18 protein-coding genes are annotated in these 16,345 nt (G+C 65.0%); 11 read left to right on the top strand and 7 right to left on the bottom strand.

Going from position 1 to position 16,345, the window contains the following annotated elements:
• The first annotated feature begins 52 nt into the window (after positions 1–52).
• Both BN60_RS19325 and BN60_RS19320 read left to right on the top strand, forming a co-directional pair.
• Entirely contained in the window at positions 53–502 is a 450-nt protein-coding gene (locus BN60_RS19325; RefSeq protein WP_020697782.1) for a VOC family protein, read from the top strand.
• 78 nt (positions 503–580) lie between these two features.
• On the top strand, positions 581–2,083 hold the full coding sequence (locus tag BN60_RS19320; protein WP_020697781.1) for an aldehyde dehydrogenase family protein: 1,503 nt from the start codon (positions 581–583) through the stop codon (positions 2,081–2,083).
• A 93-nt stretch (positions 2,084–2,176) separates the two neighbouring features.
• Here BN60_RS19320 and BN60_RS19315 read toward each other — a convergent pair whose 3' ends face one another.
• Positions 2,177–3,073 (bottom strand): acyl-CoA thioesterase, encoded by an 897-nt coding sequence (locus BN60_RS19315; protein ID WP_020697780.1) that lies wholly within the window; start codon positions 3,071–3,073, stop codon positions 2,177–2,179.
• Between the two features lie 184 nt (positions 3,074–3,257).
• Between BN60_RS19315 and BN60_RS19310 the strand changes: the two genes are divergently transcribed.
• The 5 genes from BN60_RS19310 (at position 3,258) to BN60_RS19290 (ending at position 7,337) form a co-directional block, all read left to right on the top strand.
• Entirely contained in the window at positions 3,258–3,554 is a 297-nt protein-coding gene (locus tag BN60_RS19310; protein WP_020697779.1) for an HU family DNA-binding protein, read from the top strand.
• Positions 3,555–3,728: 174 nt separating this feature from the next.
• On the top strand, positions 3,729–4,517 hold the full coding sequence (locus tag BN60_RS19305) for a YdcF family protein (protein ID WP_020697778.1): 789 nt from the start codon (positions 3,729–3,731) through the stop codon (positions 4,515–4,517).
• The gene (locus BN60_RS19300) at positions 4,514–5,533 is read left to right on the top strand and encodes an ABC transporter substrate-binding protein (RefSeq protein WP_043284126.1); all 1,020 of its coding nucleotides are present in this window, start codon (positions 4,514–4,516) and stop codon (positions 5,531–5,533) included. The genes BN60_RS19305 and BN60_RS19300 overlap by 4 nt, the downstream gene beginning before the upstream one ends.
• Before the next feature lie 15 nt (positions 5,534–5,548).
• A complete protein-coding gene (locus tag BN60_RS19295; protein WP_020697776.1) occupies positions 5,549–6,709 on the top strand; it encodes an acyl-CoA dehydrogenase family protein in 1,161 nt (386 codons plus the stop codon).
• A 79-nt stretch (positions 6,710–6,788) separates the two neighbouring features.
• A complete protein-coding gene (locus BN60_RS19290; protein ID WP_020697775.1) occupies positions 6,789–7,337 on the top strand; it encodes a cupin domain-containing protein in 549 nt (182 codons plus the stop codon).
• A gap of 62 nt (positions 7,338–7,399) precedes the next feature.
• On the opposite strand, the gene BN60_RS19285 is transcribed toward BN60_RS19290, so the two are convergent.
• Positions 7,400–7,738 carry a winged helix-turn-helix transcriptional regulator gene (locus BN60_RS19285; protein WP_043284125.1) on the bottom strand — a complete coding sequence of 113 codons (339 nt, stop codon included), beginning with the start codon at positions 7,736–7,738 and terminating at the stop codon, positions 7,400–7,402.
• A 121-nt stretch (positions 7,739–7,859) separates the two neighbouring features.
• Here BN60_RS19285 and BN60_RS19280 point away from each other — a divergent pair, with 121 nt between their 5' ends.
• Together BN60_RS19280 and BN60_RS19275 are read left to right on the top strand one after the other, a co-directional pair.
• Positions 7,860–8,738, top strand: a complete 879-nt coding sequence (locus BN60_RS19280; RefSeq protein WP_020697773.1) for an NmrA family NAD(P)-binding protein — start codon at positions 7,860–7,862, stop codon at positions 8,736–8,738.
• Positions 8,735–9,223 (top strand): anthrone oxygenase family protein, encoded by a 489-nt coding sequence (locus BN60_RS19275; protein WP_020697772.1) that lies wholly within the window; start codon positions 8,735–8,737, stop codon positions 9,221–9,223. The genes BN60_RS19280 and BN60_RS19275 overlap by 4 nt, the downstream gene beginning before the upstream one ends.
• Here BN60_RS19275 and BN60_RS19270 read toward each other — a convergent pair.
• Positions 9,209–9,895: a DJ-1/PfpI family protein gene (locus tag BN60_RS19270; RefSeq protein ID WP_020697771.1), complete on the bottom strand. Its 687-nt coding sequence runs from the start codon at positions 9,893–9,895 to the stop codon at positions 9,209–9,211. The two genes, BN60_RS19275 and BN60_RS19270, sit on opposite strands and share 15 nt — an antisense overlap.
• Before the next feature lie 78 nt (positions 9,896–9,973).
• Between BN60_RS19270 and BN60_RS19265 the strand changes: the two genes are divergently transcribed.
• The gene (locus BN60_RS19265) at positions 9,974–10,927 is read left to right on the top strand and encodes a GlxA family transcriptional regulator (protein ID WP_020697770.1); all 954 of its coding nucleotides are present in this window, start codon (positions 9,974–9,976) and stop codon (positions 10,925–10,927) included.
• On the opposite strand, the gene BN60_RS19260 is transcribed toward BN60_RS19265, so the two are convergent.
• The 3 genes from BN60_RS19260 to BN60_RS19250 all read right to left on the bottom strand — a co-directional run bounded on the left by BN60_RS19260 (position 10,924) and on the right by BN60_RS19250 (position 14,456).
• A complete protein-coding gene (locus BN60_RS19260; protein WP_215905922.1) occupies positions 10,924–12,249 on the bottom strand; it encodes an MFS transporter in 1,326 nt (441 codons plus the stop codon). The two genes, BN60_RS19265 and BN60_RS19260, sit on opposite strands and share 4 nt — an antisense overlap.
• A 71-nt stretch (positions 12,250–12,320) precedes the next feature.
• Positions 12,321–13,196 (bottom strand): TauD/TfdA dioxygenase family protein, encoded by an 876-nt coding sequence (locus BN60_RS19255; protein WP_020697768.1) that lies wholly within the window; start codon positions 13,194–13,196, stop codon positions 12,321–12,323.
• Positions 13,197–13,214: 18 nt separating this feature from the next.
• The gene (locus tag BN60_RS19250; RefSeq protein WP_020697767.1) at positions 13,215–14,456 is read right to left on the bottom strand and encodes a serine hydrolase domain-containing protein; all 1,242 of its coding nucleotides are present in this window, start codon (positions 14,454–14,456) and stop codon (positions 13,215–13,217) included.
• A gap of 75 nt (positions 14,457–14,531) precedes the next feature.
• Here BN60_RS19250 and BN60_RS19245 point away from each other — a divergent pair, with 75 nt between their 5' ends.
• Positions 14,532–15,431: an SDR family NAD(P)-dependent oxidoreductase gene (locus BN60_RS19245; RefSeq protein WP_020697766.1), complete on the top strand. Its 900-nt coding sequence runs from the start codon at positions 14,532–14,534 to the stop codon at positions 15,429–15,431.
• Between the two features lie 13 nt (positions 15,432–15,444).
• Here the strand turns inward: BN60_RS19245 and BN60_RS19240 are convergent, their stop codons facing one another.
• Positions 15,445–16,344 (bottom strand): LysR family transcriptional regulator, encoded by a 900-nt coding sequence (locus BN60_RS19240; RefSeq protein WP_020697765.1) that lies wholly within the window; start codon positions 16,342–16,344, stop codon positions 15,445–15,447.
• Between the last annotated feature and the right edge of the window lies 1 nt (position 16,345).

The raw sequence follows: 16,345 nt of genomic DNA, 5'->3' as shown, positions 1-16,345 counted from the left end.
CAACAATCCGACATTCGGTCCGTTGTGACCACTGGAAAACCGGAGACTCGCCATGCCTCGTCCCACGTCTCGTGTCGTCGGCATCGATCACATCTCTGTCCGGGTAAGCGACTACGAGAGATCCAAGAAGTTCTATGCCGGCCTCTTCGCCTTTCTGGGCTTCGAGCTGTCGGAGGACTATGGCAGCACCATCGGCTGGACCAACGGCAAGACGCGCTTTTGGATCGCCGCTGCCGAGGGGCGCAAGACACATCGCATCGGCGATGTCGGCCTCCATCACTACGCCTTCGAACTGCGCAACCGGAAGGATGTCGATGCGCTGCAGGCCTATCTCGAAGGCCAGGGCGTGCGCATCGTCGATCCCGCCGGCGAATATTACGAGGACTACTATGCCGTGTTCTTTCTGGATCCCGATGGGCTGAAGCTCGAAGGCATGAAGTACGGCGAGCTGACGGCCAAGCGTCACCGCAAGCCGGCTTCCTCGAGGAAAAAGAAAGCCTAAAATGCCGCTTATCGCGGCCTTGTAGCCTCTCAGGCTGCGCGCCAAACTCCCGGCCGTTTTCGCAACCGGAGGACCACCATGTCGACGACAGCGACCCAGACCAAACCCCTCGCCCAGCCCTCCGGCACCTATCAACCCAAGGGCATGCTGATCGGCGGCAAGTGGGTGGGCAGCGCCTCGGGCCAGCGCATCGCCATCGAGAATCCAGGCAATCGCACGCTTGTGGCCGAGGTGCCGCGCGCGGCGGCCGCCGATGTCGACGCCGCGGTTGCCGCGGCCGACAAGGCGTTCCCGGCGTGGAAGAACGTGGTGCCGCGCGAGCGCGGCAAGCTGCTGCTCAAGATCGCCGAGGCCATGGAAGCGCGCGCCGAGGAGATGGCACGCACCATCGCGCTGGAGACCGGCAATGCGCTGCGCACCCAGGCGCGCGGCGAGGCCAAGCTCGCGGCCGATATCTTCCGCTATTTCGGTGGCCTCGCCTCCGAATTGAAGGGCGAGACGGTGCCGCTCGGCGAGCACGTGCTTTCCTACACGCGTCGCGAGCCCATCGGCATCGTCGGCGCCATCATCCCGTGGAATGCGCCGGTCATGCTGGGCGCGCTCAAGATCGCGCCCGCGCTCTGCGCCGGCAACGTGCTGGTGATGAAGGCCGCCGAGGACGCGCCGATGGGCGTGCTGCTGATGGCCGACATCTGCCAGGAGTTCCTGCCGCCCGGTGTGCTGAACGTGGTGACGGGCTATGGCGAGGAATGCGGCGGCCCGCTCGCTAATCACCCGAAGATCCGCAAGCTTTCCTTCACCGGCTCGACCGACATCGGCAAGGTGATCATGCGCGCTGCCGCCGAGCGTATCGTGCCCGTGTCGCTGGAACTGGGCGGCAAGAGCCCGTCGCTGGTCTATCCCGATGCCGACGAGGATTGGGCGGTCGACGGCATCATCAACGCCATGCGTTTCACGCGGCAGAGCCAGAGCTGTACGGCAGGCTCACGTCTCTTCCTGCACGAGGACATCTTCGACTCCTTCCTCAAGAAGCTCGAGAAGAAGACCTCGGCGCTCAAGATCGGCGATCCGCTCGACGAGGCGAGCGACATCGGCACCATCATCAACAACAAGCAGTTCACCAAGGTCTGCAAGTATGTCGACGAGGGGCTGAAGCGGTCCGACGCCAAGCTGGTGTTCGGCGGCCTGCCGCCCAAGACCGGGCCGTTGAGCGAAGGCTACTTCGCCGTGCCGACCGTGTTCGCCGACCGCTCCAACGACTGGCGGCTGGCGCGCGAGGAGATCTTCGGGCCGGTGCTGGTGGCAATCCGCTGGAGCGACGAGGCCGAAGCGATCCGCATGGCCAACGACAGCCACTACGGCCTCGCGGCCTATGTCTGGACGCACGATATCGGCCGCGGGCTGCGCGCCGCCCATGCCATCGAGTCGGGCTGGGTGCAGGTCAACCAGGGCGGCGGCCAGTCGCCCGGCATGTCCTACGGCGGCTTCAAGCAGAGCGGCCTCGGCCGCGAATTCTCGCTCGAAGGCATGCTCGACAGCTTCACCCAGCGCAAGAGCGTGACGGTGAATCTGGCGGTGTGACGGGAGCTCGTTTCCAAAGATCCCCTGCTACGCTCGGGATGACACGGTTTGTCATGTCGTCCCAAGCGTAGCGGCGGATCCTGCTCTCGGTGTTTAGAAGCTGATCTGTCGCGCTGCCAGGCTTGCGCGATCCTCTGCCGAAAAGGTCATGATCTTCCTGACCTTCTGGTCGAACTTCATGCCGACCGCTTCGGCGCAGGCCGCAAGCGTGCCGCTTTCGGCCTCGAACAGGAAATGCGTGAAGGTCAGGATCTTGTCGGTGAAATGGGCGAGGCCGCTCATCGTCACCACGAGGTCGCCGGCATGCAGGGGACGGCGGTAGTGGTTCAGCATTTCGACCACGACTGAGCCTTCCTGACGATCCTGCATCGCGGCGCGATCGAAGCCGAGATGGTTCCAGAGAACCGGCGCGCCGTCGGAGTAGCGACCGAACTGATGGCGGGGCAGGAACTCGCCCTTCTCATCGCATTCGTCGGGCGTGATCTGGGTGCGGCCGACTTCGATGAGGCCGGTTCCCGCGGCATCGACGAGCGAAAGATCGGGCAGATCGAGCTTGCCCACGCTGCGCGGCTTCGCGGCGGCAGGCAGTTCCACTCTGGCGGCTTCGGCGCGCGCTCGCACCTCGGCGGGCCAGGGGGCGGCCGACACAATGCGGCGGCGTATCGTTGCCGCGATGTGGCCGCCGGCCGGATTGCGGACCTCGTGATAGGCGACGAGGTGGCGCTCACCGACCTCGACGGGCGCCGAATGAACCTCGACCGGCTCCACGACCCGGAACTCGCGCAGATAGCGTACATGGTCGTCGACGACGCTGGCGGCGATGCCCGCAGCGCGTTGCGCGCGCGGTCCCAAGCCCAGACTCGCCAGCAGATGAGACGACGCCTCGTGGCCGAACTCGGTGTAAAACTGCACGTTCAGATGGTCGTTTTCGTCGCACTGCCAGGTGTTTACGGCGGTGCTGAAAGTCGGGATCAGGCCAGGGCTCGACACGCTACGCTCTCTCTGCAGTCTGTGGATGACTGCTTCAAATGGCCGAAAAAGCCCCAAGAATCGACATTTTTCGTGGATTCCGCCCTTGCGGGGGATCGATTCGTGGATAACCTTGGCCCGTCAACGTCGCCCTGGGGCGTCAGGAGGCTGTTGGCGAAACGAAAAATGTAAGGGACCCCTCAACATGGCTACCAAACCCTCCGTTCCCACCGTACCGCTTTCGAAGGTCGCGGCAGAACTCGCCGAGAAGACGGGCATGACGAAGAAGGACGCCACCGGCGCCCTCGACGAATTCGTCAACCTGGTCGTGCGTCACCTCAAGAAGGGCAACAAGGTCCGCATCACGGGTCTCGGCATCCTTCAGGTTCGCGCGCGTCCGGCGCGTATGGGCCGTAACCCGGCTACGGGCGAAGCGATCAAGATCAAGGCGTCGAAGAAGGTTGCCTTCCGCGTCGCGAAGGACCTGAAAGAAGCGATCTAGCTCGTTTCCGACGGGGAAAGATCGGGCGGGTTCCGGGTCATGCCGGGCCCGCCCTTCTTTTTTCATTTTGATTCCGCAGCTTCTGCTTCGTCATCGCAGAGCGACATCGTGCTCATGCTTTCGCAGGCACCTCATCGGCTGGTCTAGTATAGCCGGAGTGCATCGCAGACCGGCATGACCTCCTACATCTTCCTCAAGATCGTCGCCCTACTCGCACTGCCGCCGGCATCGCTGGCGGTGGGGGCGATCCTCTGGCTGCTGTTGACGATTGTGGGCTGGCGCCGGCTCGCGCGCATCGCGCTGGGCCTCGCCATTGCGCAAAACCTCGTCCTGTCCTTTCCGCCGGTGACCAATGCACTGGTCGGAACACTCGAAGCCAGGGCGCACCGTATCGAGACGGAATCGCCGACCTGCTGCTACGACGCGATCGTCGCGCTGGGCGGAGCTGTTGCGCCGGCGGCGCCGCCTGCGATCATGGAACCCGATCTCACCGAAGCAGCCGACCGGGTCTGGCAGGCGGCCCGCTTCTACCATGCGGGCGTCGCGCCAAGAATCATCGTGAGCGGCGGTTCCTTCAACAATCAGCAAGGTGGGCCAGCGACCACGGAGGCCGAGGCGATGCGCCGCTTCCTGCTCGACCTCGGCGTGCCCGACGGGGCGATCGTCTCGGAAGGCCAGTCGCTCAATACGATCGAGAACATCCGCAACGTACGCGCCATCGTCAAAGACGGGCGTGTCCTCATCATCACCTCGGCATTCCATGTGCCGCGGGTCGCGGAGTTGTCGAAACGCGCAAAGCTCGACGCAGCCTTCTATGCTACCGACTGGTGGCAGCCGGAGGAGTTGCGCGTCTACTGGGAGAACTGGATTCCCGACATTGGGTCGATGGCCTGGTCGGGACGTGCACTGCGCGAGCTCGTGGCGCTCGCGTTCGACTTTCGTGCAGCAAGCCTCGAGCAATGACAGTTTGGCGCCTTAACCGTCGTGCCGCGCTGGGGCTTGCCGTTGCGGGCCCTCTGCTGGTGCCTCTTGCCCGGCCGGCGCGAGCGCAGGTGCGCGACAAGCTCGTTTTTCAGACCGACTGGCGGGCTCAGGCCGAGCATGGCGGCTATTACCAGGCGATCGCCGCCGGCCTTTACGCCAAGGCCGGCATCGACTGCGACCTGCGGCAGGGCGGGCCGAGTCTCAACATCAGCCAGCTCCTGCTCAACGGCCGCGTCGACATGACCATGTCGAACAGCTTCGAGGCCTTCACCTATGTGCGCGAGGATGCGCCGTTCTTCACCGTCGCCTCGATCTTCCAGAAGGATCCGCAGGTTCTGATCGGCCATCCCGATACCGGCTTCCGCAGTTTCGAGGACCTGAAGGGGCGCACGTTGTTGATCGGCAGCGGCGGACGCGTGACGTACTGGCCTTATTTGCGCAAGAAGTATGGTCTGCAGAATGAGCAGCTCAGGCCATACAACTTCAACATGGCGCCCTATCTTGCCGACAAGAATGCCGTGCAGCAGGGCTTCCTGTCTTCGGAACCCTATTCGATCGCCCAGGCGCTCGGTCGCGAGCCGCCGGTACTGCTGATCGCCGATGCCGGCTTCAGCGCCTACCAGACGACTATCGCGATTTCGCGCAAGCTGGCGACGGAAAAGCGCGACCTCATCCAGCGCTTCGTCGATGCGACGCTCGAGGGCTGGGCGCAGTATCTCAAGGGCGGCCCGGCCATCGAGGCCGCCAATGCGCTGATCAAGAAGGCCAATCCCGAGCAGACGGACGATCGCATCCAGTACGCCATCAAGGTGCTGAACGAACGGGGCATCGTCATGTCGGGCGATGCGTTGACCGATGGCATCGGCGCCATGAGCGACGCGCGCTGGAAGAGTTTTTATGAGTCGATGGTCGAGGTCGACGTCCTGCCCAAGGGGCTGGATGTCGCCAGGGCCTACACGCTCGATTTCGTGAACAAGGGTATCGGAAAGCCGTAAGGCGAGGAGAGAGGCATGTTTCAGGTCAGTGAAGAGCATCAGATGCTGCGCGAGCTGGTGAAGAAGTTCGTTCGCAATGAACTGATGCCGCTCGAAAAGAATGTGCTGGATCGCTTCGCCACCGGCCAGCCGGCGTCGCTGTCCGACGAGGAGAACGAGAAGCTCTTCAAGCAGTGCAAGGATCTCGGCCTGTGGGCGCTCGACGTGCCGGAGGAGGTGGGGGGCGCCAACCTGCCGGCGGTAGCGCTGGTCGGCGTCAACGAAGAGCTGGGCTATACCTGCGTGCCCTTCACCTTCCCGCCGGACTCGCCCAACCTGCACATGCTGTTGGCGACGGCCAATCCGGAACAGCGCAAGAAGTATCTCGAACCGTATGCGGCGGGTCTTACAAGCTCCGCTATCGCGATATCGGAGCCCGGCGCAGGCGGCGACCCCGCCGGCATGAAGACCAAGGCGGTGAAGGACGGCAACGACTGGGTGATCAACGGCCGCAAGATCTGGATCAGCCGCATCGCCAAGGCCGACTTCACCATCGTCATGGCCGTGACCGACTCCAACCTCGGCTCGCGCGGCGGCATCACCGCCTTTCTGGTCGACAAGGGCACCAAGGGCCTGGTCGTGGCGCGCGCTATCCCGATGCTCGCGGGGCAGCGCACTTACGAGGTCGTGTTCGAGGATTGCCGTGTGCCCGAAACGCAGGTGCTGGGTCGCATCGGTGCGGGCTTCGCGCCGATGCAGCTTCGCCTCACCGTGCGTCGCCTGCAGATGGGATCCTGGTGCATCGGCATGGCCCAGCGTGCGCTCGACATGCTGGTCGAGCATGCCAACCAGCGTGTCACCTTCGGCCAGAAGCTCGCCGACCGACAGGCGATCCAGTGGTGGGTTGCCGACGCGGCCATGAAGCTGCACGCCTGCCGCCTCATGGTGATGGATGCCGCGGTCAAGCAAGACGAAGGCCGCGACGTGCGCATGGAGGCCTCGATGATCAAGGTCTATGCGACCGAGATGGCGACCGAGGTGATCGACCACGCCCAGCAGGCCTTCGGCGCCATGGGTGTCACGCAGGAACTGCCGCTGTCGATGATGGCCCAGAAGGTCCGCACCATGCGTGTCTACGAAGGGCCGTCGGAAGTGCACCGCATGGTCATCGCCCGCCGCATCTTCGGCGGCCGTTGATCGCCAGCGTTGACAGCAAAGGGGCCGCGGGCGGATCATTTCCGCCCGCATTCCGACCTGCACTTCCAGGAGCCGCCGCATGACCTATTCGCTCGATAGTTTCGTCAAGGATGCGCAGGCCGCGCTCAAGGCCAACAACAATGCTGCCGGTCGCGAGCAGGTGCGCGCGTTGCTGGAGAAGCTTCTGGCCAACAAGGCCTTCGTCGAAGAGGCTGTCGGGCCCGCTGCACCGATGGGCGCGCGCAAGCTCTACGAGGACAAGGATCTCGGCTTCGTTGTGCTGGCGCACTGCAATCCCAAGGCGCACAAGAGCCCGCCACACGATCACGGCGCCTCGTGGGCGGTCTATGGCCAGGCGGTCAACTACACCGACATGAGCGAGTTCAAGCGGCTCGATGGCGGCGAGGGTGAAGGCGAGGCGAAGCTCGAGAAGGTGAAGAGCTATCGGCTGGAGCCGGGCCATGCGGGCGTTTACGACGTCGGCGCCATCCATGCCATCGACTACCCCGAAGGCAGCCGCTTCGTCCGTGTCACCGGCCGCGATCTCGACTATGTGCGCCGGCTGAAGTTCGATATGGCCGCCGGCAAGGCGATTCCGATCGAGAGTGCCACGGCAGGAGCGGGCTGATTCTCGCACATCGGCCGCCGTTCGTTTGATCTTCTGCCGCCCGGCCGGCGCAGCAAGTCATCCTAGGCGGATACCTTGCTGCGCCGGCGTGGGCCGTTCTTCTCACCCCAGGCTTCCATCGCGTCGAGAAGCGGGCCGAGCGTCCAGCCCTTCCGCGTGAACGCGTATTCGACGTGCGGTGGGATGGTGTTGTGCACCGTACGCGCCACGATGCCGTCCTGTTCCAGCGCCCGTAGTTGCAACGTCAGCATGCGCTGCGTGATGCCCGGGACGAGGCGGCGCAGCTCGTTGAAGCGGCGCGGCTGGTCCTTCAGATGAAAGAGGATGGTCGGCTTCCAGCGGCCGCCGATCACCTCGACGGTCGCGGTCACTGGACACCAGGGTGCTTTGGTTGATGCCATTAGCGATGCCTCTCAGGCCCTTCGGCATATCCATGTCTGACACTTAGTATAAAAAATGTGCGTACTTATGGAAAGTGTACCGGCGTGATAGCAGCGGCTTCGTCACTCATGGAGGTCTGCGATGCTGGTCATGATGGGAACGACAGGGCAGGTGGGCGGTGTCGCGCTCGAGGCCTTGAAGCAGCGCGGCAGGGCGGTGAGGACGATCACGCGGGACACTGAGCGCGCCAGGCATCTGGGCGGGCCGGGAATTGAGATCGTGCAGGGTGAGGCGACCGACACGGCGAGCCTGGTCGCAGCCTTTCAAGGCGCCAAAGCCGCCTTCGTCATGCTGGTGCCGTCGATGCAGGCAGCCGATGTTCTGGCGGAGAGCCGAGCGGCCGCGCAATCGATTGCATCGGCGATTCGGGCCGCCGGCGTGCCGCATGTGGTGGCACTCTCCTCCACTGGCGCCGATCTCGCGGAGGGCAACGGGATCGTCCGCACGCTCCACGACTTCGAGCAGGCGCTGGCCGGTGCCGCGCCGTCGCTCGTCTTCCTGCGGCCCGGCGATTTCATGGAGAACTGGGCGGCGATGTTGCCCGCAGCGCGCGCGGCGGGCGTGCTGCCCTCTGCCAAGCTGCCGCTCGATGGTGCGGCCGAGACGGTATCGGCGCTCGATGTCGGCCGCGCGGCGGCGGAGCTGCTGCTCGATCCACGCCCCGGCACACGCATCGTCAATCTCACTGGACCGAAGGATTACTCTCCAGCCGATGCCGCTGCAGCGCTGTCGGAGCTTCTCGGCAAGCCGGTGATGGCTGTGCCATCTTTCCGCGATGAGACGATTGCGGCGCTCCAAGCCGCTGGCGCCAGCGCCGACTATGCCGCCAAGCTGGCTGACCTGACCGATGCCGTGAACGCCGGCCGCCTTCGGCTTGAAGCCGGCGATGGCGAGATGCGACGGGGCACGGTGACATTGAAGGAAACACTGCAGCGCCTTGTCTCGGCAGGCCAGCCGTGATCGAGCAGGCGATCCATGTCGCCGCCTTCGTCGCCGCGATCGGCTGCGGGCTGGTTGCCGGCATTTTCTTCGCCTTCTCCTCGTTCGTGATGCCGGCGCTCGGCCGCATTCCGCCCGAGCAGGGCATCAACGCCATGCAGTCGATCAACGTCGCAGTGATGAACGCCAGCTTCCTGTCGCTGTTCGTCGGCACAGGCGTGATCTGCCTGGCGCTGCTCGCGGGATCCTATGTCTGGTGGGAGAGCCCAAGCGGCAAGCTGCTCCTGCTGGCGAGCCTGCTCTATCTCGTCGGCTGTTTCGGTGTGACGCGCGCTTTCAACATTCCCCTGAACGACGCGCTGGCGGCGGCCCGGCCGGCTATGCCGGAGGCCGCCGCCCTCTGGGCTCACTATCTCGGCCGATGGACGATGTGGAACACGGTTCGTACCGTGGCGCCCGCCGCTTCGATGGCTCTGTTTGTCGCCGCCCTTCTATTGAAGGCGTGACGCCGCCGCCTGGTTCGCTTCCGAGCGCTTCTGCAGCATGGCTTGAATGCGCTCCTTCAGCCGCTTCACGCGCTCGGGGCCGGCTTTCTCGGGGCTGCCGGAATCGAAGGGCGGTTGCGGATCGTATTCGAGCGTAAGCTGGATCGACTTGGCGATCTCTTCGCCGGCCAGTTCAGCCGCCAATGTAAGGCCGAAGTCGATACCGGCCGTGACGCCGCCGCCCGAGACGCGATTGCGGTCGCGCACCACGCGCTCGGCGACGGGAGTCGCACCGAATGCCGTGAGGAACTCGCGCGACGACCAGTGACAGGCCGATTTGTAGCCCTTCAGCAGGCCGGCAGCCCCGAGGACCAGCGAGCCGGTGCAAACCGACGTAACGTAGCGTGCCCCCGCGGCCTGCTTGCGCAGGAAGGAGAGCGTCTCCTCGTCGGTCATCAGTGCCACCTGGCCGCCGCCGCCCGGCACGCAGATCACGTCGAGCTGCGGGCAGTCGGCGAAGGTCGTTGTCGGCACGATCGAGAAGCCCGAATCCGTCGGCACGGGAGCCAGCGTCTTCCAGATCATGTGAAGCTTGGCATTGGGCACGCGGCACAGGACCTGCGCGGGGCCGGTGGCGTCGAGCTGTGTGACGTCGGGAAAGAGAAGGATGCCGATATGGACCGTGTCTGTCATGTGCGTCTCCTGGTTCGGCCTGCACCATAGGCTTCGAAGAGTCTGGCAGAAATGTCAAATATCGGTTATTTTCTGCCAATGGCCCGACCACACCGGATCTCGCTTCTCGCCTACGAAGGCTGCCAGCTTCTCGACGTCACAGGACCCGCCGCCGTGTTCGGCGCCGCCAACGACGGACGCGACCGGCCTTTCTACGATGTGCGGATCGTTTCGCCCGACGGCGGGCTCGTCACGACCAACTGCGGCGTTGCGGTGATGAGCCAGCCGATCGGCGGGCGGCCCGATACGCTGCTGGTTGCCGGTGGCTCGCGCGGCCTGAAGGCTGCGCTGGCGCGCGAGGATGTGCTGGCCTGGCTGCGCAAGGCGGCGCCCAAAGCCAAGCGCTTCGGCTCGGTCTGCACCGGCGCCTTCATGCTGGCCGCGGCGGGCCTGCTCGACGGCAAGCGTGTGGCGACACACTGGGCAAGCTGCGAACGGCTTGCGGATCGCTTTCCGGCCCTGACTGTCGATGCGGACGCGCTCTATGTCGTCGACGGCAAGGTTTGGACATCGGCTGGCGTGACCACCGGCATCGACATGTCGCTGGCGCTGGTCGAAGCCGATCTCGGGGCCGCAATAGCCAACCTGATTGCGCGGCACTTCGTGCTCTATGCGCGGCGGCCGGGTTTTCAATCTCAGTTCAGTCCCTTGCTGCAGGCCCAGACGAATGCCGATGCGCCGTTTGCCGCGCTGATCGACTGGATGCAGGACAATCTCGACAAACCGCTCGACGTTCCGGCACTTGCCGCGCGTGCAGGCCTGTCGGAGCGCAGCTTCTATCGCAAGTTCACGGATGCCACGGGCAAGACTCCGGCGCATTTCGTTGAGGGCCTGCGCCTCGATGCGGCGCGCACATTGCTGGCCAAAGGGTTGCCGCTCAAGGCCATCGCCGGCCGCGTGGGCCTGCGGTCGTCGGCGCGGCTGGGCCAGGCGTTCGAGCGCCGCTTCGGCATGGCGCCCTCGCTATTTCGCGAGATCCATGCAGCGGCTTAGTGACGGAGCCTGAGGCTGCCGATCACCAGGGCGGCGGCCGCGAAACCGGCACTGAGCCAGATCGCAGCGCGGGCGGCGTCGGCGGCCGCTACGGCGCCGCTGGAGAAATCGAACAGGCCGAAGATCAGCGCGACCAGGGCCGCTCCCATCGTCTGGCCGAGCGTGCGGGCCGAAGCGATGATCCCGCCCGCGCTGCCGCTCCGGTCGCGCGGCACGGCGTTCATCATCAGCCGGTTGTTGGGTGCAGCGAAGACGCCGAAGCCCGCGCCGCACAGCACCAGCCGCCACATGATGTCGGCGGCCGACGGATCGGGCGGCAGCAGGGCGGTGAGAACAAGGCCCACCGTCATGCTGGTGAGCCCGATCGCACCCAGGAAGCCGGCGTGATGGCGGTCGGCGAGACGGCCGGCGATCGGCGCGATGCCGGCGAGCGCGAGCGGCCAGGCGGTCAACAGGATGCCGGTATCGGTCGCGTTCCGGCCCAGCACCGTGTGGAAGAAGAACGGCAGGCTGACGAAAGCCAGGCCCTGGGCCGTGAAGGTGCAGGTCGAGGCGCTGATCGACAGCGAGAAGATCGGCCGCCGAAAGACGTCGATGGGCATCATCGGATCGGAAAGCCGCGTCTGGCGCCAGACGAACAGCGTGCCGAGAACCGCGGCAGCCGCCAGTTCCGAGATGACCAGCAGATGCGAATGGCCATGCGCCATGCCGTCGATGCCGAAGATCAGCAGGCCGAAGGTCGCGCCCGACATGATCGCCGACAAAACGTCGAACGGTCGGTGCGTGTGCGTGGTGTGCGGCAGGTACCGTTCCGACAGGATGAAGGCGACGATGCCCAGCGGCACATAGACTGCGAACAGGATCGGCCACGAGGTGATCGAGAGCAGGGCGGCGCCGAGGCTGGGGCCGGCCGCAAGCGAGGTCGCAACGACGGTGGTGTTGAACCCGAGGCCGCGGCCCAGCATGGCGCGCGGGTAGATCGAGCGCACGAGCGCCGGTTGGATCGCCATGATGGCCGCGCCCCCCAGCCCCTGGAACACGCGGGCGGCGATCAGCCAGGGCAGCGACGGCGCCAGTGCGCAGCCGATGGAGGCGATGGCGAACAGCACCAATCCGAAGCGATAGACGTGGCGATAGCCCACGATGTCGGCCAGCGCCGCCACCGGCAGCAGAGTCACCATCAGGGCGATCTGGCTGGCATTGACGATCCAGATCGAGCTTTCCGCCGAGATGCCGAGATCCTGCGCAATGTAGGGCAGCGCCAGGTTGGTCATCGAGTTGCTGAGCACCGACATCATCAGCCCAATGGTAATTGTCGCCACCGCGAGAATACGCGGCAGCCCAGGGGGCATTCCGTCAGGAGCAGTCGGAGCTTTCGCCGGTTCGGCCATTCTTATTGCGGGACTGTCGGGGCGTCGCCGCCGATGGTCGTCCGCTGCATCAGGCGCTTGTGCTTGGTGGCGTCGTAGTAGGTCGCGCGGTGCAGGACGGCGCGGTTGTCCCACACGATCACGTCGCCTTCGCGCCACGCGTGCGAGAGCATGAACTCCGGCTGCTCGGCGCGCTGGGCCAGTTCCCAGAGGATCGCCTTGCCGATGGGTTCGGGCCAATCGACGATGTGGCCGGCGTGTGCGCCGATATAGAGCGCCCGACGGCCATTGATCGGGTTGTCGCGAAACAGGCGCTGCTTGACCGGCGGCAGTTCGGACAACGACTTGGCGCTCAGAATCCCCTTCTGCACACGGTCCCGCGAATGGGCGAGCGCATGCTCGGCGACCAGCGGGTGGATTGTCGCCTGCAGCGCCGGTGGCAGGGCATCCCAGGCCGCGCGCATGCAGAGGAATTCGGTATTGCCGCCTTCGGGCGGGCAGATGCGCGCCGTCAGCACCGAACAAAGCGAGGGGATGCACTTGAAGGACGAGTCGGAGTGCCAGAAGTAGTTGGCCTTCTGGTAGATCATGCGCATGTCGTCGGGCGGGATCGGCTCGCCGGTCAGGATGTCGAGGTTCGACTGGCGCGCGAACTTGGTGCCGGCGGCCGGATTGGCGCTGAGCGTCGTCTCCAACGGACCGAAGTTCTCGCTGAAGGCGATCTGCTTCTCGTCGTCCATCGGCTGGTCGCGAAAGAGGAGTACGGAATGCTCCTCGAAGGCCGCCCGGATCGGTCCAAACTCACGCGCCGAAAGCGGACGCGTGATGTCGATGCCTGAAATCTCCGCCCCGAACAGGGGATGGAGCTTGCGGACTTCGATGCTGCCGGTGTTGCGCATGGCGTCTGCTTCCTCTGCTCAGTCGACAATCGCCTGATAGGTGAGCACACGCAGCTCGCGGCGGATCGGATAGGTCGAGGAGGGCATGAGCTGCGTCAGCAGCACAACGGCCATATCCTCCGCCGGATCGATCCAGAAGGCGGTCGAGGCGGCGCCGCCCCAGGCGAACTCGCCGGGCGTGCCGGCGATATAGGCCTTAGCCGGGTCGATCATCACCGAGAAGCCCAGCCCGAAGCCGATGCCGGTATAGGTCGATTCCGAGAAGCGCGGCGTGCCCATGTCCGCCATGTCGCCGTTCAGGTGATTCATGGTCATCAGCTCGACCGTCTTGCGGCCAAGCAGACGCACGCCGTCTAGTTCGCCCTTGTTCAGCATGAACTGGCAGAAGCGCAGATAATCGGCGGCCGTCGAAACCAGACCGCCGCCGCCGGAGTTCACCTTGCGCGGCGCGAGGTAGCGGCTCTTGGCCGGATCGTCGATCAGGTCGAGCTTGCCGCGCCCATCTGGAGAGAGGGGACCGGCGGAATAGTTCGCGGCGAAGCGGTCGTGCTTTTCCTTCGGCACATGGAAGTCGGTATCGATCATGCGGAGCGGATCGATCACCTTCTCCTTGAGATACTTCTCGAAGGGCTGGCCGGAGATCACTTCAACCAGATAGCCCAACACATCGGTCGCCACCGAATAGTTCCAGGCCTTGCCGGGTTGCGCGATCAGCGGGATCGTCGCCAACTTCTCTACGACCTGCTTGAGGCTGGTGTCGGCGGTCTGGAAATCGACGCCGTCCTTGGCACGATAGGCAGCGTCGACCGGCGTGCTCTCCATGAAGCCGTAGGTGAGCCCCGACGTGTGGGTCAGCAGATCGCGGAAGTTGATCTCACGCTCGGCCGGCACCGTTTCCATCTTGCCGCGGCTGCCGCCGACATAGACCCGCGGATTGGCGAAGGCGGGAATGAACTTCGAGATCGGATCGTCGAGCTGAAAGCGGCCTTCCTCGTAGAGCATCATGATTGCAGTCGAGGTGAGCGGCTTGGTCATCGAGTAGATGCGGAAGATCGTGTCGGGCCGCATCGGCTTGTCTCGCGCAATATCCGCCTTGCCGTAGACCTCGGCAAAGGCGAGCTGGCCCTTGCGCATGACGCAGGTGACCATGCCGGCGAGCTTTCCGCTGTCGACCCATTGCTGCATCCATGTCCGCACGCGATCGAGCCGCGCTGCGGAAAGTCCGACCTGTTCGGGGGTAACGAGCGGCAGCGTGTCCATGGCGATCCTCCTATGAGCCCCGCTAGACTAGCGCAGGATGCCAGGATTCGGACACGCAAAAGACTGGAGGGAGCAATGGCGAGATTGTGCGAAGGACGGGTAGCGATCGTGACCGGCGGCGCGCGCGGTGTGGGCCGGGAGCATTGCCTGATGCTCGCCGAGCACGGCGCCAAGGTGGTCGTGAACGACCTGGGCGGTGATCGTGCAGGCAAGGGCAACGATGTCGGCCCGGCCCAGCAGGTCGTGAACGAGATCAAGGCCAAGGGCGGCGAGGCTGTGGCCAATGGCGACGATGTTTCCGACTGGAACGGCGCCAAGAACATGATCGACCAGGCCGTCTCGGCCTTCGGCAAGCTCGATGCCATTGTGCTGAACGCCGGCATCCTGCGCGACCGCATGCTGGTCAACATGAGCGAGGACGAGTGGGATGCCGTCATCAAGGTGCACCTCAAGGGCACCTTCGCGCCGGCGCGCCACGCCGCCGCCTACTGGCGGGATCAGGCCAAGCTCAAGGGCGGCCCGGTCGATGCGCGCATCATCACCACCACGTCGGTCTCGGGCATCTACGGCAATATCGGCCAGACCAACTACGGTGCGGCCAAGGCGGGCATCGCATCGTTCACGATCATCGCGGCGCGCGAACTGGCGCGTTACGGCATCACGGTGAATTCGATCTCGCCGTCGGCCTTCACGCGCATGACCGAGGATTTGCGCGAGTACACCGAAGAGGACAAGAAGCGCCGAGATCCCAAGTGGATCGCGCCGGTCGCGACGTGGCTCGTCAGCGAAGACAGCCGCGAAGTCACGGGCCGCGTCTTCCAGGCAGGCAACGGCATCTTTGCGGTGGCCGAAGGCTGGCACAAAGGCCCCGAGGTCGAGCAGATCATGGACCCGCACCAGGCGGGCAAGGTGCTGGGCGAGCTCGCCAAGAAGGCGCGCAAGAACGCCGGCATGAACGGTCTAGATCTCGACTAGAACGCGGGACGTTTCAGGCCGCGTGTTCCCGCAGGAGCGCGCTCGCCCAGTCGACGAACACTTGTAGTCGACGCGACAGATGGCGCCGGTGCGGATAGAGAATATGCACCGGCATCGGTGCCGCCCGCAGATGGGGCAGGACCTCGACGAGTTCGCCGGCGGCGAGATGGCTGCGAACGTCGTAGAGGGGAATCTGGATCAGCCCCAGTCCGGCCAGGCAGCAGGCGATATAGGCTTCGGCATTGTTGACGGTGATGCGTGACGGTATCGGCCGCGTCCTGACAGCACCGCCCTCGCGCCACTCCCATTCTTCGAGCCTGCCGCTGGTCGGCGAGGCATAGCCCACGGCGACGTGGCGCTCGAGATCGTCGATCGTCTCCGGCGTGCCATGCTCGTGCAGATAGGACGGGCTCGCGCAGTTGCATAAGGCGATGTCGCCGACCTTGCGCGCAACGAGGCTCGAGTCACCCAGCGGCCCAACTCGCACGGCGCAATCCACTCCCTCGTGCACCAGATCGATGGCGCGATCGGTGACGCCCAGCTCCAGTTCGATCTCGGGATAACGGCGGAAGAAATCCGGAAGTGCCGGCGCAAAGATCAGGCGTCCCATACGGCCCGGCACGTTGACCGACAGCCTGCCGGTGGGACGGCTGGACGATTGCCGGAACAGGCCTTCGACCTCTTCGTAGTCGCCGAGAAGGCGCTCGCAGCGTTCATAGAAGGCGATGCCCTCGTGCGTGGGCGCCACGCGGCGCGTCGTGCGCGCCAGCAACCGCGCGCCGATCCGGGCTTCGAGTTCCTGGATGGCCATCGAGACCGAGGATCGCGGCATCTGTAGCGTTGCCGCCGCCTTGGTGAAGCTGCCGCACTGAACGACCCGGGCGAAGATTCGCAGACTCTCGATACGGTCCATG

This window comes from Reyranella massiliensis 521, from assembly GCF_000312425.1.
In the GTDB taxonomy this organism is placed as follows: domain Bacteria; phylum Pseudomonadota; class Alphaproteobacteria; order Reyranellales; family Reyranellaceae; genus Reyranella; species Reyranella massiliensis.
This window is presented reverse-complemented; position numbering and strand designations above follow the sequence as displayed.